Origin of the sequence: Streptomyces rhizosphaerihabitans (genome assembly GCF_025399795.1) — a bacterium.
GTDB lineage: Bacteria > Actinomycetota > Actinomycetes > Streptomycetales > Streptomycetaceae > Streptomyces > Streptomyces rhizosphaerihabitans.
Map to the genome: position 1 here is coordinate 62,829 of NZ_JAODTZ010000046.1, position 26,775 is coordinate 89,603.

At 72.7% G+C, this 26,775-nt stretch carries 26 protein-coding genes; 2 read left to right on the forward strand and 24 right to left on the reverse strand.

The window, feature by feature from the left end:
• Positions 1-69: 69 nt before the first annotated feature.
• The 11 genes from lgt to hisI form a co-directional block, all read right to left on the reverse strand.
• Entirely contained in the window at positions 70-1,167 is a 1,098-nt protein-coding gene (gene lgt / locus N4G66_RS33985; RefSeq protein WP_261708132.1) for a prolipoprotein diacylglyceryl transferase, read from the reverse strand.
• A 118-nt stretch (positions 1,168-1,285) separates the two neighbouring features.
• Positions 1,286-2,062, reverse strand: coding sequence for a DsbA family protein (locus N4G66_RS33990; protein ID WP_261708133.1), 777 nt, complete (start codon positions 2,060-2,062; stop codon positions 1,286-1,288).
• A gap of 127 nt (positions 2,063-2,189) precedes the next feature.
• Positions 2,190-3,005 (reverse strand): tryptophan synthase subunit alpha, encoded by an 816-nt coding sequence (trpA, locus tag N4G66_RS33995; protein WP_261708134.1) that lies wholly within the window; start codon positions 3,003-3,005, stop codon positions 2,190-2,192.
• Positions 3,002-4,294 carry a tryptophan synthase subunit beta gene (gene trpB, locus N4G66_RS34000; protein ID WP_261708135.1) on the reverse strand — a complete coding sequence of 431 codons (1,293 nt, stop codon included), beginning with the start codon at positions 4,292-4,294 and terminating at the stop codon, positions 3,002-3,004. The genes trpA and trpB overlap by 4 nt, the downstream gene beginning before the upstream one ends.
• Before the next feature lie 323 nt (positions 4,295-4,617).
• Entirely contained in the window at positions 4,618-4,848 is a 231-nt protein-coding gene (gene trpM / locus N4G66_RS46035; RefSeq protein WP_391858933.1) for a tryptophan biosynthesis modulator TrpM, read from the reverse strand.
• Between the two features lie 283 nt (positions 4,849-5,131).
• Complete coding sequence (gene trpC / locus N4G66_RS34005) at positions 5,132-5,941, reverse strand: indole-3-glycerol phosphate synthase TrpC (protein ID WP_261708136.1); 810 nt, start codon at positions 5,939-5,941, stop codon at positions 5,132-5,134.
• Positions 5,942-6,106: 165 nt separating this feature from the next.
• A complete protein-coding gene (locus tag N4G66_RS34010; RefSeq protein ID WP_261708137.1) occupies positions 6,107-6,559 on the reverse strand; it encodes a DUF2752 domain-containing protein in 453 nt (150 codons plus the stop codon).
• Positions 6,560-6,652: 93 nt separating this feature from the next.
• On the reverse strand, positions 6,653-6,901 hold the full coding sequence (locus N4G66_RS34015) for an HGxxPAAW family protein (protein ID WP_261708138.1): 249 nt from the start codon (positions 6,899-6,901) through the stop codon (positions 6,653-6,655).
• A 322-nt stretch (positions 6,902-7,223) separates the two neighbouring features.
• The gene (locus N4G66_RS34020; protein ID WP_261708139.1) at positions 7,224-7,877 is read right to left on the reverse strand and encodes a TIGR02234 family membrane protein; all 654 of its coding nucleotides are present in this window, start codon (positions 7,875-7,877) and stop codon (positions 7,224-7,226) included.
• Between the two features lie 237 nt (positions 7,878-8,114).
• Positions 8,115-9,602 (reverse strand): anthranilate synthase component I, encoded by a 1,488-nt coding sequence (locus N4G66_RS34025; RefSeq protein WP_261708140.1) that lies wholly within the window; start codon positions 9,600-9,602, stop codon positions 8,115-8,117.
• A gap of 11 nt (positions 9,603-9,613) precedes the next feature.
• On the reverse strand, positions 9,614-10,027 hold the full coding sequence (hisI, locus tag N4G66_RS34030) for a phosphoribosyl-AMP cyclohydrolase (RefSeq protein ID WP_261708141.1): 414 nt from the start codon (positions 10,025-10,027) through the stop codon (positions 9,614-9,616).
• 142 nt (positions 10,028-10,169) lie between these two features.
• On the opposite strand from hisI, the gene N4G66_RS34035 reads away from it, so the two are divergent.
• Positions 10,170-10,805 (forward strand): TIGR03085 family metal-binding protein, encoded by a 636-nt coding sequence (locus N4G66_RS34035; protein WP_261708142.1) that lies wholly within the window; start codon positions 10,170-10,172, stop codon positions 10,803-10,805.
• Between the two features lie 158 nt (positions 10,806-10,963).
• Here the strand turns inward: N4G66_RS34035 and N4G66_RS34040 are convergent, their stop codons facing one another.
• From N4G66_RS34040 to hisD, 13 genes are all read right to left on the reverse strand, one after another.
• A complete protein-coding gene (locus N4G66_RS34040; protein ID WP_261708158.1) occupies positions 10,964-12,148 on the reverse strand; it encodes an MFS transporter in 1,185 nt (394 codons plus the stop codon).
• A gap of 154 nt (positions 12,149-12,302) precedes the next feature.
• Entirely contained in the window at positions 12,303-12,890 is a 588-nt protein-coding gene (locus N4G66_RS34045; RefSeq protein WP_261708143.1) for an ArsR/SmtB family transcription factor, read from the reverse strand.
• 135 nt (positions 12,891-13,025) lie between these two features.
• Positions 13,026-14,456, reverse strand: coding sequence for a PucR family transcriptional regulator (locus N4G66_RS34050; RefSeq protein WP_261708144.1), 1,431 nt, complete (start codon positions 14,454-14,456; stop codon positions 13,026-13,028).
• Between the two features lie 113 nt (positions 14,457-14,569).
• Positions 14,570-17,131: a helix-turn-helix transcriptional regulator gene (locus tag N4G66_RS34055; protein ID WP_261708145.1), complete on the reverse strand. Its 2,562-nt coding sequence runs from the start codon at positions 17,129-17,131 to the stop codon at positions 14,570-14,572.
• 663 nt (positions 17,132-17,794) lie between these two features.
• Positions 17,795-18,772: a bis(hydroxyethyl) terephthalate hydrolase gene (bdeA, locus tag N4G66_RS34060; RefSeq protein ID WP_391858934.1), complete on the reverse strand. Its 978-nt coding sequence runs from the start codon at positions 18,770-18,772 to the stop codon at positions 17,795-17,797.
• A 335-nt stretch (positions 18,773-19,107) separates the two neighbouring features.
• Positions 19,108-19,863, reverse strand: a complete 756-nt coding sequence (gene hisF / locus N4G66_RS34065) for an imidazole glycerol phosphate synthase subunit HisF (protein ID WP_261708146.1) — start codon at positions 19,861-19,863, stop codon at positions 19,108-19,110.
• Complete coding sequence (locus tag N4G66_RS34070) at positions 19,860-20,306, reverse strand: RidA family protein (RefSeq protein ID WP_261708147.1); 447 nt, start codon at positions 20,304-20,306, stop codon at positions 19,860-19,862. The genes hisF and N4G66_RS34070 overlap by 4 nt, the downstream gene beginning before the upstream one ends.
• On the reverse strand, positions 20,303-21,028 hold the full coding sequence (gene priA, locus N4G66_RS34075) for a bifunctional 1-(5-phosphoribosyl)-5-((5-phosphoribosylamino)methylideneamino)imidazole-4-carboxamide isomerase/phosphoribosylanthranilate isomerase PriA (RefSeq protein WP_261708148.1): 726 nt from the start codon (positions 21,026-21,028) through the stop codon (positions 20,303-20,305). The genes N4G66_RS34070 and priA overlap by 4 nt, the downstream gene beginning before the upstream one ends.
• Complete coding sequence (gene hisH, locus N4G66_RS34080) at positions 21,025-21,672, reverse strand: imidazole glycerol phosphate synthase subunit HisH (protein WP_261708149.1); 648 nt, start codon at positions 21,670-21,672, stop codon at positions 21,025-21,027. The genes priA and hisH overlap by 4 nt, the downstream gene beginning before the upstream one ends.
• Complete coding sequence (locus N4G66_RS34085) at positions 21,663-21,827, reverse strand: hypothetical protein (protein WP_261708150.1); 165 nt, start codon at positions 21,825-21,827, stop codon at positions 21,663-21,665. The genes hisH and N4G66_RS34085 overlap by 10 nt, the downstream gene beginning before the upstream one ends.
• On the reverse strand, positions 21,824-22,417 hold the full coding sequence (hisB, locus tag N4G66_RS34090; protein ID WP_261708151.1) for an imidazoleglycerol-phosphate dehydratase HisB: 594 nt from the start codon (positions 22,415-22,417) through the stop codon (positions 21,824-21,826). Before hisB ends, N4G66_RS34085 begins: the two co-directional genes overlap by 4 nt.
• Positions 22,414-23,550, reverse strand: a complete 1,137-nt coding sequence (locus N4G66_RS34095) for a histidinol-phosphate transaminase (protein ID WP_261708152.1) — start codon at positions 23,548-23,550, stop codon at positions 22,414-22,416. Before N4G66_RS34095 ends, hisB begins: the two co-directional genes overlap by 4 nt.
• Entirely contained in the window at positions 23,547-24,887 is a 1,341-nt protein-coding gene (gene hisD, locus N4G66_RS34100) for a histidinol dehydrogenase (protein WP_261708153.1), read from the reverse strand. The genes N4G66_RS34095 and hisD overlap by 4 nt, the downstream gene beginning before the upstream one ends.
• 174 nt (positions 24,888-25,061) lie before the next feature.
• On the opposite strand from hisD, the gene N4G66_RS34105 reads away from it, so the two are divergent.
• Positions 25,062-26,642 carry an oxidoreductase gene (locus N4G66_RS34105; protein ID WP_261708154.1) on the forward strand — a complete coding sequence of 527 codons (1,581 nt, stop codon included), beginning with the start codon at positions 25,062-25,064 and terminating at the stop codon, positions 26,640-26,642.
• The last annotated feature ends 133 nt before the right edge of the window (positions 26,643-26,775 follow it).

A 26,775-nucleotide genomic window follows, 5' to 3' on the forward strand; every position in this document is an offset into this window, starting at 1 on the left:
CGACCTGGGACAGCACGAAGGGGGCGCCGCGTCCCGGACGCGGCGCCCCCTTCTCTGTACGGGGAGAGCTCAGCTCTTCTTGGCCGACCCGGCCTCGTCCCGCGACACGGACTCGGCGTCGGTCTGCGTCTCGGATGCGGATCCGGCGGGCTTGGTGGACTCAGCGGGCTTGGTGGACTCGGCGACGGCCGGCTTGTCGAGGTCGACGGAGTCGTCCTCGGTCCCGGCGTCGGTCCCGCCCTCGTCCTCGCTCTTGCCGCCGCTCTTGTCCTTGTCGTCGGCCTTGTCCTCGGCCGCGTCCTCGTCCTTGCCGGAGGCGGTGGCGTCGTCCTCGGCCGACGCGTCCTCGTCGGCGTGGGGCTCCACGATCTCCTCGCGCCCCGGACGCAGCCGGGCCGAGAGCACGAAATAGAGCACCGCGAGGAGGAAGACCACCAGCGCGGTCCAGTCGTTGAGACGCAGGCCCAGGATGTGGTGGGCGTCGTCGACACGCATGTACTCGATCCAGCCCCGGCCGACGCAGTAGGCGGCGACGTACAGGGCGAAGGCGCGCCCGTGGCCGAGCTTGAAACGGCGGTCGGCCCAGATGACCAGGAATCCGACGCCGACGCACCACAGGGACTCGTACAGGAACGTCGGGTGGTAGTAGCCGGGGACCCGCCCGTCCGTGGAGGACGTGATGTGCAGCGCCCACGGAAGGTCCGTGGCCCTGCCGTACAGCTCCTGGTTGAACCAGTTGCCCCAGCGCCCGATCGCCTGCGCGAAGGCGATGCCCGGCGCGAGGGCGTCGGCCCAGGCCGGCAGCGGGATACCCCGGCGGCGGCACCCGATCCACGCGCCCAGCCCACCGAGGGCGATGGCGCCCCAGATGCCGAGCCCGCCCTGCCAGATCTTGAAGGCGTCCACCCAGTCACGGCCCTCGCTGAAATACAGCTCGTAGTCCGTGATCACGTGGTAGAGCCGGCCGCCGACGAGGCCGAAGGGCACGGCCCAGACCGCGATGTCGGCCACTGTGCCGGTCCGCCCTCCCCGGGCGATCCAGCGCTTGTTGCCGAGCCAGACGGCTACGAAGACGCCGATGATGATGCAGAACGCGTAGCCGCGCAGCGGAATGGGGCCGAGGTGCAGCACACCGTGCGACGGGCTGGGAATGTAGGCAAGTTCCATGGCAAGGTCGACGCTACCGTGCCGGACGCCACCGGCGGCGGGCAGCCCCGCAACGGGTCCATAACGTGCGGCGCCCCCGGCCTGTGGACAGGCGGGGGCACCGGGGCGTGCGGACGGCTCAGCCCTTGTTCGCCGCCTCCACCATCTGCTTGAGCTTGGCGGGGGTCATCGACTGGTCCGTGTAGATGTTCTTGCCGCCCAGGAGCACGGTCGGGGTGCCCGTGAAGCCGTTGCTCTGGAACGCGGCGTTCGATTTCTCGACCCAGGTGTCGTGGGTGCCGCCGTTGACGCAGCTGCGGAAGGCCGGGGTGTCCAGGCCGTCGACCTTGCCGGCGAGTTCGATGAGCTTGGCGTTGTCGGCGAAGGCGTCGTCGGTCTCCTTGGGCTGGTTCGCGTACAGCACGTCGTGGTAGTCACGGAACTTCCCGGCGTCCTGGGCGCACGCCGCGGCGTTGGCGGCCTTGAGGGAGCCGCTGCCGCCCAGGTTCCCGTCGATCAGCGTGACGAGGTGGTACTCGACCTTCAGCTGCCCGGAGTCGACCAGTTCGTGGATCGTCGGACGGTAGGCCGTCTCGAAGGCCTGGCAGGCCGGGCAGCGGAAGTCCTCCCACACCGTGAGGGTCGACTTGGCGCTGTCCTTGCCGACGGGGATCGCGAGACTGTCCTTGCCGGTGGCGCCCGAGGGCGACACGACCGGGCCCGACGCGCCACTCTTCTTGTCCTTGCCCGAGTTGGCGGCCACCACTCCGATCACGGCGGCCAGACCGAGGACGCAGACCACCGACGCCCCCACGATCAGCGCGCGCCGGCGCTTCTCCCCGGCCTTCTGCTTCTCTCGCTCGACCGCCAGCCGCTCGCGGGCGCTGCGCTTTCCGTCACGGTTCTTCTCGCTCACATCCGGCAGAACGAACCGGGGAGGCACAGCGCGCCTCCCCGGTCCAAGGTCCACTCGTTCGAGTGAGCGGATTGTCCGGTACGCGCGGATCCGGGCCGTCGAGTACGTCCGGATCCGCGTGGTGGCGTTACGCCGTTCCGCGCACGCCCTTCGCGAGGTCGGCCGCCAGCTCGCGTACGGCTTCGAGCCCGGCCGCGTCGTCCGTCGCGTCCAGCATCCGCTTCACGAACGCCGAGCCGACGATCACGCCGTCGGCGAAGCCGGCCACCTCGGCGGCCTGCGCGGCGCTGGAGACGCCGAGGCCGACACAGACGGGCAGCTCCGTGGTGGCCTTGGTGCGCGCCACCAGGTCCTGGGCCTGGGTCCCGACCGACTCCCGGGTTCCGGTGACCCCCATCAGCGAGGCCGCGTACACGAAGCCGCTGCCGGCCGCGGTGATCTCGGCGAGCCGGGCGTCCTTGCTGCTGGGCGCGACGACGAAGACGGTCGCGAGGCCGTGCTTCTCGGCGTGCTCCCTCCACTGCGCCGACTCCTGGACGGGCAGGTCGGGCAGGATGCAGCCCGCGCCGCCCGCCTCGGCGAGCTCGGCGGTGAAGCGCTCGACGCCGTAGCGGTCGATCGGGTTCCAGTACGTCATCACGAGGACGGGCTTGCCGGTGGCCTCGACGGCCTCCCGGACGGTCCGCATGACGTCCGCGATCTTGACGCCGCCGCGCAGGGCGATGTCGTCGGCGGTCTGGATGACGGGGCCGTCGAGGACCGGGTCGCTGTGCGGCAGCCCGACCTCGACGATGTCGGCGCCGCCGTCGAAGACGGCCTTGACGGCGGCGATGCCGCCGTCGACGGTCGGGAACCCGGCGGGCAGGTACGCGATGAGGGCGGACCGCCCCTCCGTCTTCGCCGCGGCGAGGGTGTCGCTCAACAGCCGGATGTTGCCGCTCACTTGGCGTCCCCCTCGATCTCGGCGTTCTCGCTGTCGGCGTCCGCGGCGACGACGGCGTCGACGCCGTCGTCGTAGAGGCCGAAGTAGCGTGCGGCCGTGTCCATGTCCTTGTCGCCGCGCCCGGACAGGTTGACGACGATCAGCCCGTCCTTGCCCAGCTCCTTGCCGACCTCCAGGGCCCCGGCGAGCGCGTGGGCGCTCTCGATCGCCGGGATGATGCCCTCGGTGCGGGAGAGCAGCCGCAGGGCCTGCATCGCCGCGTCGTCGGTGACCGCTCGGTACTCGGCGCGGCCGCTGTCCTTGAGGTAGGAGTGCTCGGGGCCGATGCCGGGGTAGTCGAGTCCGGCCGAGATCGAGTAGGGCTCGGTGATCTGGCCCTCCTCGTCCTGGAGTACGTACGACCGTGATCCGTGCAGGATGCCGGGCTCGCCGGCGGTCAGGGTCGCCGCGTGCTCACCGGTCTCCACGCCGTGCCCGCCGGGCTCGCAGCCGATCAGGCGTACGCCGCTGTCGGGGATGAAGGCGTGGAAGAGGCCGATGGCGTTCGAGCCGCCGCCGACACAGGCGACGGCGGCGTCGGGCAGCCGGCCGGCGCGCTCCAGGATCTGCCGACGGGCCTCCACACCGATGACCCGGTGGAAGTCGCGGACCATGGCGGGGAAGGGGTGCGGGCCGGCGACGGTCCCGAAGAGGTAGTGGGTGCGGTCGACGTTGGCGACCCAGTCGCGGAACGCCTCGTTGATGGCGTCCTTGAGTGTGCGGGAGCCGGACTTCACGGCGATGACCTCGGCGCCGAGCATGCGCATCCGTGCCACGTTCAGCGCCTGGCGCCGGGTGTCGATCTCACCCATGTAGATGGTGCATTCGAGGCCGAAGAGCGCGCAGGCGGTGGCCGTGGCGACGCCGTGCTGGCCGGCGCCGGTCTCCGCGATGACACGGGTCTTGCCCATGCGCCGGGTCAGCAGCGCCTGCCCGAGCACATTGTTGATCTTGTGCGAGCCGGTGTGGTTGAGGTCCTCGCGCTTGAGGAAGATCCGCGCGCCACCGGCGTGTTCGGCGAAGCGCGGCACCTCGGTGAGGGAGCTCGGGCGTCCGGTGTAGTGGACGAGCAGGTCGTCGAGCTCGCGGGCGAACTCGGGGTCCGCCTTCGCCTTGTCGTACTCGACGGCGACCTCGTCCACGGCGGCGACCAGCGCCTCCGGGATAAACTTGCCGCCGAACGCGCCGAAGTAGCCTTCGGCGCTGGGGACTTGGCCTTCGGGGTCGGGAATGAAGAACTCGCTGGGCATACGGATACCTCGCAGGGGCGACAGCCCCGGTTACGGAATCGGACAGGGGTCACGGAAGCCGGACGCACCCACGCTCCGCGGTCACCGACGAGCCTGTCGGTGACACCGCCCGCCCTGCCGCCGGTCCACCCGCACGGGCGACGGACCTGCCGTCGCGAGGACCGGTGGTGTGCCGGACTCGGACTCGGCCGGATCCCGCCAGGACCGGGGTGTGCCGGACTCGGCCGGATCCCGTGCGAGTGGATCCGGATCGGTCCGCTCCTGGACGGATCCGGCCCGGTCCACGCGTGCGGTGGACCGGCTCGGTCCGCCCGCGAGGGGGACTAGGCCGGGGAGGGCGTGAGCGCGCGTACGCGCTCGGGCCATCGCATGCCGTTGACCTGACCCGGCTCGTCGCCGATGACGTAACGGACCCGGCGCCCGTGCACACGGCGTGCGGGCGCCCGGCAGCCGCGCGGCCGGCAGCCGCGGGCGAGACGGGCGTAGGGGTCACGGGCCGCCGAAGGGACCGGGAGAACCGCGGCGGACGGCACGCACGGGTGCCCGGTGTACATGCCCCCGGGAAGGGAGAGGTGCGTGCCGGACGCGACGGGCGGGCACGAGTGCCCGCCGTCCACCCTCACCACGGGCGATCCGGCACGCGACGGCGGGACCAGACCTTCCGGAACCGGTACGGCCGGAGCCGTTGGGCCCCAAGCCGGTACGGCCGGACCCGGCACAGCCGGAACCTGTTCGGCCGGACGGGGTACGGCCGACCCGGCGCGCGCTGGTACGCCGTCCGGGCGGTGACCCGGACGGGGTACGGCGGGGGCGAGGGTCGGGGCGGACACCGGCAGGTCAGTCCCGTCCGTGCCGCAGGGCCGGGTGGGCGCCTGCCGCGACCAGGTCGGAGACGGCGGTCTTCGGGTCGCGGCCGGTGACGAGGGACTCGCCGACCAGGACCGCGTCGGCGCCCGCGTTGGCGTACGCGATGAGGTCGTGCGGGCCGCGGACACCGGACTCGGCGATCTTGACGATGCTGTCCGGGATCTCGGGGGCGACCCGCTCGAAGGTCGTACGGTCGACCTTCAGTGTCTTCAGGTTGCGCGCGTTGACACCGATGATCTTCGCGCCGGCGTCCACCGCCCGCTCGACCTCGTCCTCGTCGTGCACCTCGACCAGCGGCGTGAGCCCGATGGACTCGGCACGCTCGATGAGGGACTCCAGGGCGGGCTGTTCGAGGGCCGCGACGATGAGCAGCGCCAGGTCGGCGCCGTACGCGCGGGCCTCCCAGAGCTGGTACGACGTGACGATGAAGTCCTTGCGCAGCACCGGGATGTCCACGCGGGCGCGGACGGCCTCCAGGTCGGCGAGGGAACCGCCGAAGCGGCGCTGTTCGGTGAGGACGGAGATGACGGCCGCGCCGCCCGCCTCGTAGTCGGCGGCCAGGGCCGCCGGGTCGGCGATCGCGGCGAGCGCGCCCTTGGACGGGCTGGACCGCTTGACCTCGCAGATGACCTTGACGCCGTCACCGCGCAGGGCGGCCACGCCGTCCTTGGCCGCCGGAGCCTTCGCCGCGCGCTCCTTGAGCTCGTCGAGGCTGACGCGCGCCTGCCGCTCCGCGAGGTCGGCACGGACTCCGTCGATGATCTCGTCGAGCACACTCACGCGAGCGGCCCCCTTCCCTGCGGTGGACGGTTGAAGCGGTTGAGCAGCCGACCCGGGTTCACCGCCTCTGACGGAAAAGTGGGTCACTGCGATGGTATCCGGAGGAAGGCGTAGCCCTCGCATCCGGTTGACGCCGGTCCCATTACCTGGACATTTGTCATTTGATCAAGGATGCAGCCAGCCGCCGGACGGCAGGTTCCGGACAACGGTGAAGACCAGCACCAACGCGCCCAGACTCCACAGGTGGACGGGTCCGAGATCGAGCCGCGCCGGCCGTCCGCGCACCGCGCGGATCACCCAGACGGCCCACAGCACGGCGAAGGCCAGGTAGCCGCCGACGGCGAGCGCGTTGTCCGTGAGCGCCGTGGCGAGGTCTCCGTGCGCGAAGGCGTGTGCGCTGCGCAGACCGCCGCAGCCGGGGCAGTACACGCCCGTGAGGCGCAGCAGCGGGCAGACGGGGTAGTGACCGGGCTGATTCGGATCGACGGCCCCGACGTACGCGAAGGCCCCGGCGACGGCCGCGAGCGTTCCGCCGGGAACGGCGAGCCGTCGCAGCAGGACACCGCCGCCCGGCCCGGCCTGCGTCACCCTCTGGGTTTCGGCGTTCACGCGACGCATTCTGCCTCTCGGGCGGAGCGGGCGCTCGCCCGGGTACGCGGAAGGCGGTCCCGGCGGGTGTGCCGGGGCCGCCTTCCGTGAAGCCTCAGTGGGTCAGGCGTCGGCGCTCACGGTCGAGCGCGCCGTGTTCGCGGGGTGCGCGGTGGAGGTCTTCGGCTGGCCGAGACCCATGCTCCGCATGACCATGCCCACGACACCGCCGAGGACGACGACGACCATGCCGGCCCAGAAGCCCAGCGGTTCGGCCATCACCATGTAGGCACCCGCGATGCAGAAACCGATGAAGGCGATGATGACACCGGTCCAGGCGGCCGGGGTGTGACCGTGGCTGCTGCCCGCCATGACTTGCTCCTCGTTGCTGTATGCGTGTGTGAGTCGGACGCTCACCGTCCATTGTCCCGTACGCGCGGGCCTGCCGTGAGCGGGGGGTCGCCCCTCGCGCGTCGGCCGGCCGGGTGGGACGAAGGACCCGGGGCACGGGGCCGTGCGGGCGCCGGGGCCGGGGCCTCTCCGACCATTCCGGCCGGGCCCGCGACGTCGGGCACCGCGTCCCACCGTGTTGTCGTGCACGCCCGAGTGCGCCCGGTACGAGGGCGGCCCTGTGCCGTGCGACGCACGGCACAGGAGGCCGCCGTCCGACCCGAGGTGAACGGTCGGACAGCCCCTAGGTCCCGGCCGGGTCGGGACCGGTGGGGTCCTCGCCTCGGTCGAGTGCCTTCCAGATGTCCTCGGGGCGGTCCGGGTCGACCGGCTTGACCTTGCGGGGCCGGGGCCTGCCGTCCCGCTCGTAGCGGCCGGACATGGCGGGCCACAGGCGTCCGTAGCGCAGGGCGAGCAGCCCGGCGAGCAGGATGAGCGCGCCGCCCGCCGCGGCCACGTACGGCCAGACGGTGTGGCCGATCCCGGCCGCGGTGGCGGCGGTGTTGCCGGAGGCGGCGGCGGCCCGCTCGTCGAGGGCGGAGCTGTCGCTCGCGCCGAGGACGGTGGCGACGACCGTGCCGGCGCCGGAGAGCGCGAGCAGCGCGGAGACCAGGAGGCGGCCGGAGCGGCGGACGGCGAAGACGGCGACGAGCGCGGCGAGGCCCACTATCGCGAGCGCCGCGGGCACACCCGTGATGTCGCTGCCCCTGACAGTCAGCGGGAAGGCACCGCCGGCCACGGTCGCGGTCCCCTGTGCCCAGTTCTGCCGGGTGGACAGCAGGGCCACGGCCGCGCCGAGCGCGCCGCTCAGCAGGGTCACAGCGAGGCTGCGGCGGCCGGACCGGGAGGGTCCCGCGGCTTCGGATCGGGGGTGAGGTACAGCAGTCACAGACCCCACTATCGCCTGAACCCCGGGCGAACCGTCATTCGGGGTTGGGTGAGCCTCGTCCTATTGCCCGCGATTCGCCCACGATTCGCGGCGCGATTCACCCACGGTCGTACGGCCCCGGGCGCGGTCCGGGCACCAGCGGGCGGTACGGCGACCGCCCGCCGCCCTGCCTCCCGGGCCGCCCCCGCCCGGCCTCGCGAGCCCGCCCGGTACCGGCGGACCCGGGCCGGAGGCGGCCCGTCGCCGCTACTGTCCGAGCCGGTTCGCCGTGTGTACGGCGCGCAGGACCGCCGCCGCCTTGTTGCGGCACTCGTCGTCCTCCGCGGCGGGGACCGAGTCGGCGACGATGCCGGCGCCGGCCTGGACGTACGCCGTGCCGTCGCGCAACAGGGCCGTACGGATGGCGATCGCCGTGTCGGAGTCCCCGGCGAAGTCGAGGTAGCCGACGCAGCCGCCGTACAACCCGCGCCGGGACGGCTCCAGTTCGTCGATGATCTGCATCGCGCGCGGCTTGGGCGCGCCGGAGAGGGTGCCGGCCGGGAAGCAGGCGGTGAGCACGTCGAAGGCCGTACGGCCCGCGGCGACCCGGCCGGTCACCGTGGAGACGATGTGCATCACGTGCGAGTACCGCTCGATGGACATGAAGTCGACGACCTCGACGGAGCCTGGCTCGCAGACCCGGCCCAGGTCGTTGCGCCCGAGGTCGACGAGCATGAGGTGCTCGGCGCGCTCCTTGGGGTCGGCGATCAGCTCGTCGGCGAGGGCCTGGTCGTCCTGGACGGTCGCGCCGCGCGGCCGGGTGCCCGCGATGGGGTGCACCATCGCCTGCCCGCCCTCGACCTTGACCAGGGCCTCCGGGGAGGAGCCGACGACGTCGAAGCCGTCGAACCGGAACAGGTACATGTACGGCGACGGGTTGGTCGCCCGCAGGACCCGGTAGACGTCCAACGCGCTCGCGGTGCACGGCGTTTCGAAGCGCTGGGAGGGGACGACCTGGAAGGCCTCGCCGGCCCGGATGCGCTCCTTGATGTCCTCCACGGCGTCCTGGAAGTCGGGGCCGCCCCAGAGCGCGGTGTACTCGGGGAGTTCGGAGGGCGGGAGCGCGGCGGGCGGCTGGGACACCGCGCGCGAGAGGTCGGCCTCCATGGCGTCGAGGCGGGCGACGGCGTCCGCGTAGGCCTCGTCGACCCCGGTGTCCAGGTCGTTGTGGTTGATCGCGTTGGCGATGAGCTGGACCGAGCCGTCCCAGTGGTCCAGGACGGCCAGGTCGCTGGTGAGCAGCATGGTCAGCTCGGGCAGCTTCAGGTCGTCCCGCTCGCCGGGCCCGATCTTCTCCAGGCGTCGCACGATGTCGTAGCCCAGATAGCCGACCATGCCCCCGGTGAACGGGGGCAGTCCCTCTCCCTGCGGGGTGTGCAGCGCCTCGATGGTGGCGCGCAGGGCCACCAGCGGATCGCCGTCCACGGGGACGCCGACGGGCGGGGTGCCGAGCCAGTGCGCCTGTCCGTCCCGCTCGGTGAGGGTGGCGGCGGAGCGGACGCCCACGAAGGAGTAGCGGGACCAGGACAGGGAGGTGCGGCCGTTCTCCGCGGATTCGAGCAGGAACGTGCCCGGGCGTTCGGCGGCCAGCTTGCGGTAGAGCGCGACCGGCGTGTCGCCGTCCGCGAGCAGTTTGCGGCTGACGGGGATGACACGGCGGTCGGTGGCCAGCTTGCGGAACGTCTCGAGGTCCATGACGGCTGACCTTACTGATTCCCGGCCGCTGCACCGGAATCGGCGCCGTCGGGCCGGTCGCCGGCGTCCTTGAGCAACACGTCGGCGTCGAAGCAGGTGCGGTCTCCGGTGTGGCAGGCGGCGCCCACCTGGTCGACCCGCACCAGCAGCGTGTCGGCGTCGCAGTCCAGCGCCACGGACCTGACGTGCTGGAAGTGGCCGGAGGTGTCGCCCTTGACCCAGTACTCCCGGCGGCTGCGCGACCAGTACGTGCAGCGGCCCGTGGTGAGGGTGCGGTGCAGTGCCTCGTCGTCCATCCAGCCGAGCATCAGCACCTCACCGGTGTCGTACTGCTGGGCGATGGCGGGGACGAGTCCGTCGGCGCTGCGCTTGAGGCGGGCGGCGATCTCGGGGTCCAGGCTGCTGGCGGGAGGCGTGCTGGTCATGGGGGCCATTGTGCCGCGCCCGACCGTCGTACCCGGCCGTTGTCCACAGGCCGGACCCCTCGGTTGTCCACAGGCCGCGCGCGACCGGATCCGCGGCGCTCTCCGCTGGGCGCGGCGACTGCCCGGTCGTAGGCTGGCTGGCATGTCGACCCATGCCAAGCGTGAACGACTCCTCCTCGCCGATCTGTTGGAAGCCGTGGGCCCGGACGCCCCCACCCTGTGCGAGGGGTGGACCAGCCGGGATCTCGCCGCGCACGTGGTGGTGCGTGAGCGGCGCCCCGACGCCGCCGGCGGTCTCGTCGTCAAGCAGCTCGCGCCCCGCCTGGAGCGGGTGATGGCGGAGTTCGCCGAGAAACCGTACGAGGAACTCATCCAGCTGATCCGTACGGGGCCACCGCGCTTCTCGCCGTTCTCCCTGAAACAGCTCGACGAGGCGTCGAACGTGGTCGAGTACTACGTCCACACCGAGGATGTGCGGCGCGCGCAGCCGGACTGGACGCCGCGCGAGCTGGACACGGTGTTCCAGGAGGCCCTGTGGTCGCGCCTGGACCGCACGGCCCGGCTGGTGGGCCGCGGCGCCCCGACGGGTGTGGTCCTGCGCCGCCCGAACGGCCAGACGACGGTACTGAACAAGGGCACTCCGGTCGTGACGGTGACCGGCGAGCCCTCGGAGCTGCTGCTGTTCGGGTTCGGCCGGCAGAGCGTGGCGGACGTCGAGCTGGACGGCGACAAGGACGCGATCACCAAGCTCCACGAGGCGAAGCAGCTGGGGATCTAGGCCGCCGGGTCACCTGCTTCCCCGGCCCGCACCGGTCACCCGGCTCCTTCCGTCACCCCCGGGCCGCCAGGCCCGGGCTCCCACCGCCGGGCCACCAGGTTCATTCCGCCACCGCCGGGGCCGCCACCGTCGGACCGCCAGGTCCGTTCCGCCGCCGGTCAGCGGGGCAGTTCGGCGCGCCGCAGGTCCCGTACGCACAGGACGAGGACCCCGCCGAGGCCGCACACCGCGGCGCTGGTGACGAAGACGGGCCCGGTGCCCCACCAGCCGATCGCGGCGGCTGTCAGCGGCATGCTGAGGGGCGCGAGGCCCAGGCTGACGATCCCGCCGACGGCGCTGACCCGGCCCAGGTAGGCGGGGTCGGACTGGGTCTGCAGGAGTGCCCCGCACAGGGCTCCGCTGAGCCCGGCGAGCAGGCCGATGACGAGGGCGACACCGGCGGCCGCGGCGACGCTCGGCGCGAAGGCGAGCGCGCCGATCGCAACGGAGCCGCCCAGGATGGCCACGGCGGCGAGGGTCCCCGCGCGCGGCAGCCGTCCGCGCAGCGTCAGCAGCAGCCCGGCGGCTCCCGCACCGACGCCGAAGGCCGCGAGCACCCAGCCCATCCCGGACGCGCCCCAGCCGCGCCGGTCGGCGAGCAGGGTCAGTCCCACGTTCAGCGGTCCCACGAAGCCGAGGTCGCCGAGGGCGATGGCGGCGATGAGCGGGGCGAGGACGCGGTGGCCGCGGATGTAGCGAAGACCGTCGCGGAGGTCGCGCCAGGCGGTGCGGTCCGCCGGGTCCGCCGCGTCGTCCGGGGGCAGTTCCCGCATACGTACGGAGATCAGCAGCGGCACCGACACGGCGATCAGCATCCCCGCCAGCGCGAACGCCGCCGCCGAGCCGCCGAGGGCCACCCCGAGGCCACCGAGCGGGGCGCCCACCACACTGGCGAAGCGGATCGCGAGACCCCGCATGCCCTGTACCCGGGCGAGCTGGTCCCGGCCGGTGACACGGGCCGGAAGGGCGCCCACGGCGGGCATGAACACGGCGTCGACGGTGCCGAAGACGACGGCGAGCAGGGCCAGCAGCCACAGCCCGGGACTGGCCGCGAAGAGCAGCGCGGCGACCGTCAGCACGGCCGCGCAGCGCACCGCGTCGCTGCCGATGACGACCCTCCGCGGCCCGAACCGGTCGGCGACCACTCCCCCGCCCAGCATCAGCAGGGCCCTCGGCACGGCGCTGACGGCCATCACGAGCCCGGCCTGGGAGGGCGTACCGGCCTGGACGGCCGCCCAGGACAACGCGATGTAGAAGACGTTGTCGCCGATCATCGACGAGGTGTAGGCGCCGAGCCAGCGCAGGACGTTGCCGTCGCGGTGGGCGGGCCTGCCGGGGGCCCGCGTGGGAGCCTCGGCAGGGGCCGGTGCAGGGGCCCCTGCGGGGGCTTCTGCGGGGGTGGGTATGACGGTCGCGGTCACGGGATCGAGTCCTCTCGGGTCGGGCGCGCTCTCGGGATCAGACACGGAAGGGGAATCCGTACACGTGCAGCGCGACGTTCTCGCGCCCTTCGGTGTCACCGGCCGTTTCGTCCACGCGGCCCTTCTCGTCGTACTTCCTGATGACGGCGAGCAACTCGTCCTTCAATTCGCCCAGTTGGACCGCAGTCAGCCGCAAGGTCCCCTCCACGTCGACGGATGCGTCGTTCCACTCCGTCGGCCAGGCCGCTCGTTCGTCGAGGTAACGCCGGTACAGCTCGCTGCGCTGGTCGTGGTAGAGGCGGGTGAAGGCGAGATGGGCCGCCTCCTTCTCGGGCGCGTCCCGGAAGTCGACGCCCTGGACGCTGACGCCGTCGGACGCCGGCTGCCACCACCGCTCGCGTCCGTCGCCGCTGCGCGGCTCGGCCTCTTCGATCAGCCCGTGCTCGGCGAGCTTGCGCAGGTGGTAGCTGACGAGCGACGGCGCTTCGTCGACCTGCTCACCCAACTGGGACGCGGTGGCCGCGTCCGCGACGAGCAGTGCACGGTACAGCCGCATGCGCAGGGGGTGTCCGAGGGCTTTGAGCGTGCCCACATCCGTGATCCGGCGGTTCTCCTTGCTTGCCATGGGTCGACCCTAGATGCGAAAGAAAAGTTGCGCAACTAAAATTGCGCAACTTCTCTTTCGCATCTGTCCCGCACGGCGAACGCCTCGCGGGAGCCTGTCCCACCGGGCCGACGGCCGGGCGGCCCGGCGGACAGGTCAGGGGTCGAGCAGCGCGTGGGCGGCCAGGGCCAGGGACAGCTCCACGACGTCCGCGGGCCGGGTCAGGGAGCGGCCGGTGAGCTGTTCGCAGCGTCGCAGCCGGTTCAGGACCGTGTTGCGGTGGCAGTAGAGGCGGCCGGCGGCCCGCTGGGCGGAACCGTCGCAGGCGAGCCAGGCCGTCAGCGTGTCCAGCATGACGTCCCGGTCGGACAGGTCCAGCCGCAGCAGCGGCCCGAGAACCCGCTCGGAGAGTGCCGCGCCGAGGACCGGCGAGGAGACGACGAGTGCGGCGGGCAGATGCTCCTCCAGTACGACGGTTCCGCCGGAGCGCGGGCAGGCCCGTAGTGCCGTGTCGGCCAGACGACGGGCGTCGCCGATCGCCGCGAGACCGTCCACCACCGGACTCACACCGACCCGGGCCACCGGTGGGGCGGTCAGCCGACGGGCGATCTCCCCGGCGTCCACGTCGGGCCCGTGCGTCCGGGGGCGCTCCCCGCCGCGGCCGTCTCCGCCGCCTGTGCCCCTCTCGGCCGCCGGGCCGGGCGTCGGCTCGGGCTCGGCGTCGGCCTCGGCGTCGAGGAGGCCGATCTCGTGGCCGTGGCCGGGCGGGCCCCCGCCGTAGGGGTGGTCGCCGAGCAGGACGATGCCGTAGCTCTCCTCGCTGTCCCGGTCGCGGTCGCGGTACCAGAGGACCCGCAGACCGGAAATTCGCACCTGACCCCGTACGTCCGCGAACGCCCGGCCGACGGGCAGGCGGGCCAGCACCACCGCGTACCGGCCCTGTTCGGGAAGCCCCAGGGCGGCGGCTGCGGCCGGCAGATCGGCGATCCGGGCGGTGCCGTCGAGGAGCGCGGCCGTCATCAGCCGCAGCCGGTTCTCACGGCGCCACATCAGCTCGCGCTCCGTCTGGCGGTAGGCGTCGGCGACGACGGCGCAGTGGTCGTCGACGAAGTTCCAGACGTCGGCGGCCACATGGACGAGCAGCCGGGCGTCGGCGGGGTGGCGGCGGGTCGTCTCGTCGACGAGCTCCTGCCAGATCATGCCGCCGCCCAGCCGGAAGGCGCGCAGCAGGGCGTCCAGCGGGAGGCCGCGTTCGGCGCGGGCCCTGCCGATGGCCCAGGAGCAGCGGTGCGCGGCCTCGCGCAGTTCACCGGGCCGGATCAGGGATCCGACGTTGAGCCGCAGCGAGCGCCGCACCTCGTCGCGCACGCTCTCCGCATCGGCCTCCATGGCCGTGCGGTACGCGGGTTCGCGCTCCTTCAGGAGGTCCATCAGGCGTTCGGTGAGTTCGGGCAGCCCCGCCATCAGCGCCCGGGCGGCGCGGTGCAGTACCGAGAGGGCCTCCGCGTCGACGGCCGGGCGCGCGGCCGGTACCGGGGGCCGCGGTCCGGGCTGGGACCGGACGTGGGCGGGTACGAGGTGCTGCATCGCTGTCCTCCACCGGAGTCGGCTCGGTCCGGACCGCCCGGTCGGCCGACGCGCGGCACACGGGTGCTCCGGACCTCCTGATCCCGCAGGATGACATACCGCCCGGTCGGTACCTAGGGGTGTGCGGCGGTCTTCTCGGCCCGGTCCACCAACCGGGAGAGCTCGACGCGGGAGCGGACCCCCAGGGCGGCGAAGACATTGCGCAGGTGGTGGTCCACGGTGCGAGGGCTCACGGACAGGCGCAGCGCCACTTCGCGGTTGGTGGCCCCCTCCGCCACACAGCGGGCGATCCGCAGCTGCTGGGGTGTCAGAAGCGTGAGCTGACCGGCCGGTTCACCCGGTCCGGCGTCTCCGGTGGCCCGCAGTTCGGCCCTCGCCTGCGTGGCCCAGCCGAGCGCCCCGCCCCGCTCGAAGGACACCAGCGCGTCCCGCAGCCTGCCGCGGGCCTCGCCCGGTCTGCGCCGGCGCCGCAGCCAGGCGCCGTAGAGGAGTTGGGTGCGTCCGCGTTCGAAGTCCCCGGCCACCTCGTCGTGTCGGTCGAGCGCGGTGGTGAACAGCGCTTCGCATTCCTCGGGGCCGCTCAACAGCGCGCGGCAACGGGCCAGTTGGGCCGGGGCCTGGGGATCGGCGCCCTGCGCGGCCCAATGGGCGAACTCGGCCACCGCGGACCGGGCGGCCTCCGTCTGTCCGGTGCGGGCCGCCGCTTCCACGAAGCAGGGGACGGCGAGCATCCGTACCGCGAAGTGACCGCGGCGCGGGCCGGCTCCGACCAGGGGGCCGAGCCGCGCGGCCGCCTCGGGGAGCCGGCCGCGGGCCAGGTCGACACGGGCCCGAGCCCACTGGGACAACGTGGCCGCCTGGACGAGGCCGTGGGGCGCGGCGACGCGTTCGGCGGCGTCGGCGTGCTCCGCGACGGCCTCGCACGAGCCCTCGACCGACGCCACCAGCGCGAGGATCGCGTGGTGGTGTGCCGCGAGGTTGTCCTGCCCGGCACCGAGGGCCGTACGCAGGCCGTCCTCGGCGTGGGCACGGGCGCGGGCATGGCGGCCGGCGCGCAGTTCTCCGTAGGCCAGCCGTTCCAGCGCCTGGGCGACCAGGATGTACGGGCCCCGGGCTCTGGCGGCGGCGAGCGCACGGGAGTTGGCGCGGCAGGCGGCGGTGAGGTCACCGACGACGAGGGCGGCACCCCCGGCCCGCAGCAGGGCTTCCGGGCCGTCGAGGACTCCGGCCTCCCCCGCTCCGGACACCACCTCCCGCAACGGCTGCCGTCCGGTGTCCAGGCGCCCGTGCAGCATGGCGGACATCCCCGCCCGGTACGCCGCGAGCCGTCGGTCGGGTTCCGACCGCGCCGGGGGATGGTCCGGCCCCGGTTGGATGTGGTCCGGCCCCGCCTGGATGCGGCCTGGTCGCACCGGAGTGATTTCCAGCTGCGCCGGGGGGTGGTCCGGCCGCACCGGGATACGGCCCCGCTGCGCAGGGGTACCGTCCGACCCCGCCGGAGTGATTTCCGGCCGCGCCGGGATGTCGTCCCGCCGCACCGGAATGTGGTCCGGCCGCACCGGAGTGTCATCCAGCCGCACCGGAGTATGGTCAGGCCGCACCAGGATGCGGCCCCGCTGCGCAGGGGTACCGTCCGGCCCCGCCGGAGTGTTTTCCGGCCGCGCCTGGATGTCGTCCCGCCGCACCGGGGTGTGGTCCGGCCGCACCGGGGTGTGGTCCAGGGCTTCCACGCACGCCGCCGCGTCACCCATCGCCCAGGATGCCTCGACGGCGGCGAGCCGGGCGGCCAGGGCGCGGTGCGGATCGACGGGAGCCAGTAACTCGGCGGCCAGCAGCAGCGCTTCGCGGGCGTCGGCGACCGGGCCGTTCTGGAGGGCGAGCTGCCCGCTCACCAGTTGGGCCGCGCCGCGCACGGCGCCGTGCGGACCCTCGTACCCGGCCGACGCGAGCAACTCCCGCGCCCGGTGCGGCAGTCCCGCCAGCCGGGCCTGATCGGCGGCGTTGATCAGGCGGACGGCACGCGGACCCTCACCGGCGGCGAGTTCGGCCGACCGCGCCCAGGCCGCCGAGCGCTCCGCGTGTGTCGGTCCGCCGTCCGGCAGCGCGGCCGCGGTGGCGAGCGCGTCGCCGAGGCCGGGTGCGGGAGCGGTGGCCGCCGAGGCCCGGTGGAAGAGAACGGGCAGCGCGCGCGGGCCCCCGGTGTGGGCATCGGCCAGCAGACGGTGCGCCGCGCGCCGACGGGCGGGCGGGACGGTGGCGTATACGGTGCCGGCCAGGCATGGATCGACGAGGCGGATGCGGCCTCCGGCGAGCTGGAGGAGTCCCGCGGCTTCAGCGGCGTCGAGGGCACCCGCGTCGAGTCCCCCCGCCCCGGCCGCCCCGAGAATCACCACCGCATCCGCCCCGGCCGCCCTCACGTCCCGCTCCCGCTCGGCCGCCAGCAACAGCAACAGACCCTCCGGAGCTCCGCGCAAGTCCCCCGAACCCGAGCCCGCGACGCCGTCCACACCGGGCGGCGGACCGGGCCTGGGCCCTTCCCCGAACCCCGACGCCGGGTTGCCGGTCGGATGCGTCGCATCGGTCGGAAGAGCCGGGCCACTCGCCTCGCTCGCGCCGGTCGGGTAAGCCGGATCGGTCGCCTCGGATGCCCCGGTCACGCCGGTCACGCCGGTCACGCCGGTCACCTTGGTCACGCCGGCTGCCCCGGTCGCTTCGCTCGCGCCGGTCGCCTCGACCGCGCCGACCGCGCCGGCGTCGTATACCGCGGGGGCATCGGCGCGTACGGCGGTCGTACGGCCGCGACCCGCCCGATGCTCCGGATGCCCCGGCCACCGGCGCCGGTTCCCGCCGCCGCGAACGGCGGCGCGGAGGACTGTCGTCAGGCCCGGCACGGTGGGCGGCGGCGCCGTGGAACCCGGTGCCGAGAGGGGTTCCGGCTCATGCCCGGGGGCGAGCGGCCGACCGGGGCCGCGGCTCTGGACCGGGTCGTTCGACGCACCCCGGGCGGGCGGCGGTAAGGAGCTCCGGCCGGCTGCCCGGAGGGGACTTCGCGCGGTCGCGTTTCCGGTCACGACCGTCACGTTACTTCCGCGTAAACGAAGGCGGAAGTCCCGCGTTCGCTTGTCCCCGCAGGCCCGTAAACCCCCTCTGACCTGGGTGGACAAGGCTCTTACGGGGACGGCGGCTGGGCGTGCTCCCAGGCCCGGAGGGCAAGGCTTGTGCGCCCGCACAAGTACCGCGCACATGCCGCGCCGCGGTTCCCCGGACCCGTGCGCGCGTGACGGCCACCGGAAGCCGGCGGCCGTCACGTGCGCACGGGGCGGACCGTGCGGGGCGGATCAGGAGGTGTGCGGGCAGTTGCCCCGGTACTCGGCGATCGCCGAAGAGGGCTGCGGCAGCGGGCAGAGGAACTGCTCGTAGCGGGTGTCATTGTCGATGAACCGCTTCAGCCACGAAATGCTGTACTTCGCGATCGTCGTGTTCGAGCTGTTGGGCGTGAAGTGGGTGGCGCCCCTGAGTTCCAGGTACGCCTTGTCGAGCGTGCTCGGCAGACTCTGGTAGAAGGGCTCGGAGTGCGTGGCGACCGGTGCGATCGTGTCGCCGTCGGCGCCCACGATCAGGGTCGGCGTCTTGATCTCCGGCCAGGTGGTGTCCAGGTTCCAGCCGGTGAGCGGAATCGCCGCCTGGAGCGAGGGGCGGCTCTTCGCGGCCTCCAGCGTGCCGCCACCGCCCATCGAGTGGCCCATGACACCGAGCCGACTGCTGTCGATCCTGGCCCGCACGGAACTGCTCTGGGTCAGGTAGTCGAGCGCGGCCAGCAACTGCCGGCCGCGGCTGTCGGGCTGGTCGAGGGTGGTCAGGGTGTCGATGGTGAACACCACGAAGCCCTGGGAGGCGAGCCGGGGACCGAGCCAGGCGATGGACGACTGGTAGGCGGTGTACCCGGGTGCGATGGCGACCGCGCCGAAGGTGCCGTCGGCGGTCGAGGTCGGGTAGTAGACGGTTCCGCCGCCGAAGCCGCTCACGGACAGCGCGGAGACGGTGGTCCGGGAGACGGCGTAGGACCCGGTGGCCGCCTCGATGCTGGCGTTCGTGGGGGCGGGGCCGCGCTCGTACGGGTTCGTGGCGGCCTGCGCCGAGACGGACGGTGCTCCGATGGCCTGCGCCCCGGTGGCCTGCGCGGCGACGAGGCCGCCCGCGGCCAGGAGCACCGCGAGGCCGGCCCGCACCAGCCGGTTCGTGAGCCGGTTCGGGCGGCGGGGGGACGGGTCGGGGCCGACGGGTGCGGCGGGGAGTGCGCGGTTCGGGTGCTGCACGGTGGGTGCATCCTCTCGGTGAGGGAGGACGGACCCGCGCCGCGGTCGAAGCGCCGCCCTGGCATGGGTGTTGAAGGCGCACGCCGCGAAACGGCGGGGGTCCGTCTCGGTGGTTGCGGTGGCAACTGTCCGCCCCGGACCCGGCCCGTACATCGGCAGAATCACCGGTCTTGGGCCACCGCGCGCCGTCGTCCCTGTCGCCCCGCACCGAACCCGCGCGCAAAAGTCCGACGGCGGACGCCCCTTCGCCACGGACACGGCTCCTCCACGGAACACGGCCCGCACCCGGCAGCGGAAGCTGCCACGTGCGGGCCGTGAACGGTGGTGCGGGATCGTCAGCGGACGGGATGCCCCGCCTCTCGCAGGGTCTCCTTGACCTCGCCGATCCGCAGGTCACCGAAGTGGAAGACGGACGCGGCCAGCACCGCGTCGGCGCCCGCCTCGATGGCCGGCGGGAAGTGGCCGAGCCGGCCCGCACCGCCGCTGGCGATCAGCGGAACGGTGACGTGCTTGCGTACGGCCTCGATCATCTCGATGTCGTAGCCGTCCTTCGTGCCGTCCGCGTCCATCGAGTTGAGCAGGATCTCGCCCGCGCCCAGCTCGGCGGCCCGGTGGGCCCACTCGACGGCGTCGATGCCGGTGCCCTTGCGGCCGCCGTGGGTGGTCACCTCGAAGGAACCGCCCTCGGTCCTGCGCGCGTCCACCGACAGCACGAGCACCTGCCGCCCGAACCGCTCCGCGATCTCCCGGATGAGGTCGGGCCGGGCGATGGCGGCCGTGTTGACGCCGACCTTGTCGGCGCCGGCCCGCAGCAGCTTGTCGACGTCCTCGGCGGTGCGGACACCGCCGCCGACCGTCAGCGGGATGAAGACCTGCTCGGCCGTGCGACGCACCACGTCGTACGTGGTCTCACGGTTGCCCGAGGACGCGGTGATGTCCAGGAACGTGAGCTCGTCGGCGCCCTCGGCGTCGTACACCTTGGCCATCTCGACGGGGTCGCCCGCGTCCCGCAGGTTCTGGAAGTTGACGCCCTTGACGACCCGGCCGTTGTCCACGTCCAGGCAGGGAATCACTCGGACCGCCAGGGTCATGACTGCGCTTCTCCCTGCTCCGTGCGGCCTTCGCCGGACTGTTCCGTGTGGTTCTCGCTCGCGCGGAACGCCTCCACCTCGACCTCGACCACCAGACGCGAGTCCACCAGACCCGCGACAATGATCATGGTTGCGGCGGGGCGGAGTGCGTCGAACAGCAGCTTGTGGGCGCGACCGACGGCCTCCACGTCCCGGGCATGGGTGATGTACATACGCGTACGGACGACGTCGTCGCGGCCGAGGCCGAGCTGCTCCAGCGCCGCGAACGCGGCGCCGAAGGAGTTGAGCGCCTGCTCGTACGGGTCGCCCTCGGCGATCTGGCCGTCGATCACGGAGGTGCAGCCGGACACCAGCACCAGGCCGTTCGGCAGTTCCACCGCGCGGGAGTACCCGAAGGTGTCCTCCCAGGGCGCGCCGGTCGCAACGCGTCGTACGGCGCTCACCGGGCTACCGCCGCCAGGGCCTCTTCGAGGGTGAACGCCTTCGCGTACAGGGCCTTGCCGACGATGGAGCCCTCGACGCCGAGCGGCACGAGTTCGGCGATGGCGCGCAGGTCGTCCAGCGACGACACCCCGCCGGAGGCGACCACCGGGCGGTCGGTCGCCGCGCACACGGTGCGCAGCAGCTCCAGGTTCGGGCCCTGGAGCGTGCCGTCCTTGGCGATGTCCGTCACCACATAGCGGGCGCAGCCCTCGGAGTTGAGGCGCTCCAGCGTCTCGTAGAGGTCGCCGCCGTCGCGGGTCCAGCCGCGGCCGCGCAGGGTCGTACCGCGGACGTCGAGGCCGACCGCGATCTTGTCGCCGTGCTCGGCGATGACCTTGGCGACCCACTCGGGGGTCTCCAGGGCGGCGGTGCCGAGGTTGACGCGGGTGCAGCCGGTCGCGAGGGCGGCCGCCAGGGAGGCGTCGTCGCGGATGCCGCCGGACAGCTCGACCTTGATGTCCATCGCCCCGGTGACCTCGGCGATCAGGTCCCGGTTGTCGCCGGTGCCGAACGCGGCGTCCAGGTCGACGAGGTGCAGCCACTCGGCGCCCGCGCTCTGCCAGGCCAGGGCGGCCTCCAGCGGGGAGCCGTAGGAGGTCTCGGTCCCGGACTCGCCGTGCACGAGACGGACGGCCTGGCCGTCGCGGACGTCGACGGCGGGGAGGAGTTCGAGCTTGCTCACAGTGTTCCGATCCAGTTGGTGAGGAGCTGGGCTCCGGCGTCGCCGGACTTCTCGGGGTGGAACTGGGTGGCCCACAGGGCGCCGTTCTCGACGGCCGCCACGAAGGGTTCGCCGTGCGCGGACCAGGTCACCAGGGGGGCGCGCAGCAACGGGTTGCCGACCTCCAGGGACCAGTCGTGGACGGCGTAGGAGTGGACGAAGTAGAAGCGCGCGTCGGCGTCGAGGCCCGCGAAGGCCTGCGAGCCGGCCGGGGTCTCGACGGTGTTCCAGCCCATGTGGGGCACGATGTCGGCCTGCAGCGGCCCGACCGTGCCCGGCCACTCGTCGAGGCCCTCGGTCTCCACGCCGTGCTCGATGCCGCGCGAGAAGAGGATCTGCATGCCGACGCAGATGCCCATGACGGGACGGCCGCCGGACAGCCGCCGGCCGATGATCCAGTCGCCGCGCGCCTCCTTGAGGCCCTTCATGCAGGCGGCGAAGGCGCCGACGCCCGGCACCAGCAGACCGTCCGCGTTCATCGCGGTGTCGAAGTCGCGCGTTATCTCGACCTCGGCGCCCGCGCGGGCGAGGGCGCGCTCGGCCGACCGTACGTTTCCGAAGCCGTAGTCGAAGACGACGACCTTTTTGGGTGCGCTCAACTCCACACCTCCAGCCTCATGACGCCCGCGACGAGACACATCGCGGCGCCTATCGAGAGCAGTACGACCAGGCTCTTCGGCATGTCCTGCTTGACGAAGGAGTAGATCCCTCCGAGGAGGAAGAGACCGACAACGATCAGGATGCTCGACAGGCCTGTCACAGCGCGCCCTTCGTGGAGGGGAGGATTCCGGCGGCGCGCGGGTCGCGCTCGGAGGCGTAACGCAGGGCACGGGCGAGCGCCTTGAACTGGCACTCCACGATGTGGTGCGCGTTGCGTCCGTAGGGTACGTGCACGTGCAGTGCGATCCGGGCCTGGGCGACGAAGGACTCCAGGATGTGCCGGGTCATCGTCGTGTCGTACTCGCCGATCATCGGCGCCATCTTCTCGGGCTCGGTGTGCACGAGGTAGGGGCGTCCGGACAGGTCGACGGTCACCTGGGCGAGCGACTCGTCCAGCGGGACCGTGCAGTTGCCGAAGCGGTAGATCCCCACCTTGTCGCCGAGTGCCTGCTTGAAGGCGGCGCCCAGCGCGAGGGCGGTGTCCTCGATGGTGTGGTGCGTGTCGATGTGGAGGTCGCCCTCGGTCTTCACGGTCAGGTCGAACAGACCGTGCCGGCCGAGCTGGTCGAGCATGTGGTCGTAGAAACCGACGCCCGTGGCCACGTCGACCTTGCCGGAGCCGTCGAGATCGATCTCGACGAGGACCGACGTCTCCTTCGTCACCCGCTCCACGCGTCCTACGCGGTTCATGCGTTCTGCTCCTTCGGGGGCGTGGGGGTGTCCCCCACGGAGCCCAGTAGTTCACGTACCGCGTCGAGGAACGCGTCGTTTTCCTTCGGGGTTCCGGCGGAGACCCGCAGCCACCCCGGTACGCCGTTGTCCCGGACCAGGACGCCCTGGTCGAGGATCTTCCGCCAGGCGGCGTGGGCGTCGTCGAACCGCCCGAACTGCACGAAGTTGGCATCGGACTCGGTCACCTCGCAGCCCATCGCGCGCAGTTCGAGGACCAGCCGGTCCCGCTCGGCCTTCAGCTGCTCCACGTAGCCGAGCAGGGTGTCGGTGTGTTCCAGGGCGGCCAGCGCGGTCGCCTGCGTCACGGCCGACAGGTGGTACGGCAGTCGTACGAGCTGGACGGCGTCCACCACCGCCGGGTCGGCGGCGAGATAGCCGAGGCGCAGCCCCGCCGCGCCGAAGGCCTTCGACATCGTCCGGGAGACGACGAGATTCGGCCGTCCTTCCAGCAGCGGCAGCAGCGAGTCGCCGTGGCTGAACTCGATGTACGCCTCGTCGATCACGACCATCGACGGCTTCGCCGCCTGTGCGGCCTCGTAGAGCGCGAGGACCGTCTCGGGCGGAACCGCGTTGCCCGTGGGGTTGTTGGGGGTGGTGACGAAGACGACGTCCGGCCGGTTCTCGGCGATCGCCCGCTCGGCGGCCGCGAGGTCGATGGTGAAGTCCTCGTTGCGGGGACCCGAGATCCAGGCCGTGCCCGTGCCGCGAGCGATGAGCGCGTGCATCGAGTACGAGGGCTCGAAGCCGATCGCGGCGCGGCCGGGTCCGCCGAAGGTCTGGAGCAGTTGCTGGATGACCTCGTTGGAGCCGTTGGCCGCCCAGACGTTCTCGGCGGTGACCGGGTGCTTGCCGGTCTTCGTCAGATAGGCGGCCAGCTCGGTGCGCAGCTCCACGGCGTCCCGGTCCGGGTAGCGGTTGAGCCCGCGGGCGGCCTCGCGGACCCGCTCGGCGATCCGCTCGACGAGCGGCTCGGGCAGCGGGTAGGGGTTCTCGTTGGTGTTCAGGCGTACGGGAACGTCGAGTTGGGGCGCGCCGTAAGGAGTCTTGCCGCGCAGTTCGTCCCGTACGGGGAGATCGTCGATGCCAGTCACTTGCCCTCGGGTACCTTCCAACCGAACCTTGCCTTGATCGCCGCGCCGTGCGCGGGCAGGTCCTCCGCCTCCGCGAGCGTCACCACGTGATGGGCGACGTCGGCGAGCGCGTCCTTCGTGTAGTCGACGATGTGGATGCCGCGCAGGAAGGACTGGACGGACAGGCCCGAGGAGTGGCAGGCGCAGCCGCCGGTGGGCAGGACGTGGTTGGAGCCCGCCGCGTAGTCGCCGAGCGAGACCGGGGCCCAGGGGCCGACGAAGATCGCTCCGGCGTTCCTGACCCGGTCGGCGACCGCGGCCGCGTCCGCCGTCTGGATCTCCAGGTGCTCGGCGCCGTACGCGTCGACGACCCGCAGGCCCTCGTCGATGCCGTCGACCAGGACGATCGCCGACTGCCTGCCGCCCAGGGCCGGGACGATCCGGTCGTCGATGTGCTTGGTGGCCGCGATCTGCGGCTCCAGCTCCTTCTCCACGGCGTCCGCGAGGGCCGGCGAGTCGGTGACCAGGACGGCGGCGGCGAGGGGGTCGTGCTCGGCCTGGCTGATCAGGTCGGCTGCGACGTGCACCGGGTCGGCGGTGTCGTCGGCGAGGACCGCGATCTCGGTCGGGCCGGCCTCGGCGTCGATGCCGATCCGGCCGGTGAAGTAGCGCTTGGCGGCGGCGACCCAGATGTTGCCCGGACCCGTGACCATGGGGGCCGAGGCGCAGGACTCGGTGCCGTACGCGAACATCGCGACGGCCTGGGCGCCTCCGGCCGCGTACACCTCGTCGATGCCGAGCAGCGCGCAGGCGGCGAGGATCGTGGGGTGCGGAAGGCCGCCGAACTCCTTCTGCGGCGGGGAAGCCAGCGCCATGGACGGGACGCCGGCCTCCTGGGCCGGAACGGCGTTCATGATCACGGACGACGGGTACACCGACCGGCCACCGGGCACGTAGAGCCCCACCCGCTGGACCGGCACCCACTTCTCGGTGACCGATCCGCCGGGCACGACCTGCGTGGTGTGCGTCGTCCGGCGCTGTTCGCGGTGGACGAGACGGGCGCGGCGGATGGACTCCTCCAGGGCCGCGCGCACGGCGGGGTCGAGCTGCTCCAGCGCGTCGGCGAGGGCCTGCGCCGGAACCCGTACGGACTCCAGCCGCACTCCGTCGAACTTCTCCGCGTAGTCGATCAGCGCCGCGTCGCCCCGATGATGCACGGCCTCGCAGATCGGTCGCACCTTCTCCAGGGCGGCCGAGACGTCGAAGTCGGCTCGGGGCAGCAGGTCGCGCAGGGCGGAGCCCTCGGGAAGGGCGTCACCGCGCAGATCGATTCGAGTGATCGCGAAATGTTGCAGCACGGGGACAATTCTCTCAGACAGCGCCGAGGCGTCGGACGCCCGTATCAATGGCTGATACAAGCCACCTTCGGTTCCCCGGAAGATCCCCGTCACCAGTAGCGTTCGGGCCGTCACTGAACGGGCATTGCACGAACGTACGAAACCCGTGAGTAGCTGGGGAGGAAGGGACGTGCCGTGACCGAGGGTGCCGACCTCCGCACCGGGGACCTGCCGGACGAACTGACCGCCGCCGAAGCCGGGATGTGGCAGGCCTTCCGCAACGGCAGCGTGTACGACCTGCGCAGCGGGGACACGACCGTCGACGATCCGCACGGCGGCCATCCCTGGGGGCCCGAGCGCAGTGTCCGGGCCCGGATAGTCGCCTGGCTGCTGCTCGCCGGGCCGCCCGCCCTCCAGGGCCGGGTCGCCTCCCTGAAACTGACCGGCGTACGGATCACCGATGTGCTCGATCTCGCGGGCGGCACGGTGGTGCCGTACGTGGAGCTGAAGGGCTGCCGGTTCGAGAAGGAGGTCCTGCTGCCCGAGTCCCGGTTCACGACCGTACGGCTGGTGAACTGCGCGGTGCCGCGTCTGGAGGCGGCCCGGCTGCACACCGAGGGCGATCTGCATCTGCCGCGCTGCCACTTCCACAACGGGGTACGGCTGACCGACGCGCACATCGGCACGGATCTGCTGCTCAACCAGGCCGTGGTCTACCGGGACCGGCGCGGGCGTTCGATCACCGGCGACGGCATGACCGTCGGACAGGACCTCCAGGCCGAGATGCTGGAGTCGCACGGCGAGCTGAGCCTGCGCGGCGCCACCGTCGGCGTGTCGCTGAGCCTGCGCGGCAGCAGGCTCAGCAACCCGTACACCCGGTTCGCCCTCAACGCCCCCCAGCTGACCGTCAACCGCACGCTCTACATGACCCCCGCCGGCCTCGGCAATCCGGTGATGACCAGCGGCACCACGCCGGCGCGCGGCACGCTGGTGCAGCGGTTCGAGTGCCAGGGCGGCATCCGCCTGGACGACGGGCGGTTCGGAGACGCGGTCGACTTCGACCGGGCCCGCTTCACCTTCGACGACGACCAGGGGCTTTCGCTGCTCCGGGTCCAGACGCCCGAGCTGCGCTTCCTCGGCGAGCGGCCCGAGCGCGGCACGGTCGTGCTGTCCGGCGCGCGGATCGTCAACCTGGTCGACCGGGCGTCCAGCTGGCCGGGGCCCGGCAGCCTGCACATGGGCGGCTTCACGTACGAGAACCTGGTCCCGCAGGGGGCCTTCCCGCTGGCCCGGCGACTGGAGTGGGTGGCGGCGGCGACCGCCGAGTACGCCCCGGAGCCGTACGAGCGCCTCGCCGCCGTGCTGCGCAACTCCGGTGAGGACGAGGACGCCCGCGAGGTACTGCTCGCCAAGCAGCGCCGCCGCCGCGAGACCCTGCCGCTGGCCGCCAAGCTCTGGGGTTACGCGCAGGACTGGACGGTCGCCTACGGCTACCGGCCCGGCCGGGCCGCCCTGTGGATGGCGGTGCTGTGGGCGACGACCTCCGTCGCGTTCGCGCACGCCGGCCATCAGCCGGTCAACCGCGACGGGCACCCTCCGTGGAACGCCTCGCTCTACGCCCTGGATCTGCTGCTGCCGGTCATCGACCTGGGCCAGGCCGGCTCCTGGCAGCTGCGCGGCGGCTGGCAGTGGCTGGCCGCGGTCGTGATCCTCCTCGGCTGGATCCTGGCGACGACGGTGGCCGCGGGGGCCACACGGCTGCTGCGCCGCGGCTGACGCGGGGACCCGGCAGGCGCGGGGACCCGGCGGACGCCGGCCGGTACGCGGGCGCCGTCACGGGGGGACACGGACACGCTGGACGCCAGGGTGTGGGCGGCGTTGCGGGAGCGCCGCCGACGCGAGGGTGCTT

Coding starts and splice junctions, on each gene's coding strand:
- N4G66_RS34035 (WP_261708142.1), top strand. CDS start 10,170: ATGTCGACCCATGCCAAGCGTGAACGACTCCTCCTCGCCGATCTGTTG.
- trpM (WP_391858933.1), bottom strand. CDS start 4,848: ATGTACACCGGGCACCCGTGCGTGCCGTCCGCCGCGGTTCTCCCGGTC.
- hisF (WP_261708146.1), bottom strand. CDS start 19,863: ATGACCCTGGCGGTCCGAGTGATTCCCTGCCTGGACGTGGACAACGGC.
- N4G66_RS34010 (WP_261708137.1), bottom strand. CDS start 6,559: ATGCGTCGCGTGAACGCCGAAACCCAGAGGGTGACGCAGGCCGGGCCG.
- hisB (WP_261708151.1), bottom strand. CDS start 22,417: ATGAACCGCGTAGGACGCGTGGAGCGGGTGACGAAGGAGACGTCGGTC.
- N4G66_RS34025 (WP_261708140.1), bottom strand. CDS start 9,602: ATGGACCTCGAGACGTTCCGCAAGCTGGCCACCGACCGCCGTGTCATC.
- N4G66_RS34050 (WP_261708144.1), bottom strand. CDS start 14,456: ATGCAGCACCTCGTACCCGCCCACGTCCGGTCCCAGCCCGGACCGCGG.
- hisI (WP_261708141.1), bottom strand. CDS start 10,027: ATGACCAGCACGCCTCCCGCCAGCAGCCTGGACCCCGAGATCGCCGCC.
- N4G66_RS34015 (WP_261708138.1), bottom strand. CDS start 6,901: ATGGCGGGCAGCAGCCACGGTCACACCCCGGCCGCCTGGACCGGTGTC.
- trpB (WP_261708135.1), bottom strand. CDS start 4,294: ATGCCCAGCGAGTTCTTCATTCCCGACCCCGAAGGCCAAGTCCCCAGC.
- N4G66_RS34045 (WP_261708143.1), bottom strand. CDS start 12,890: ATGGCAAGCAAGGAGAACCGCCGGATCACGGATGTGGGCACGCTCAAA.
- lgt (WP_261708132.1), bottom strand. CDS start 1,167: ATGGAACTTGCCTACATTCCCAGCCCGTCGCACGGTGTGCTGCACCTC.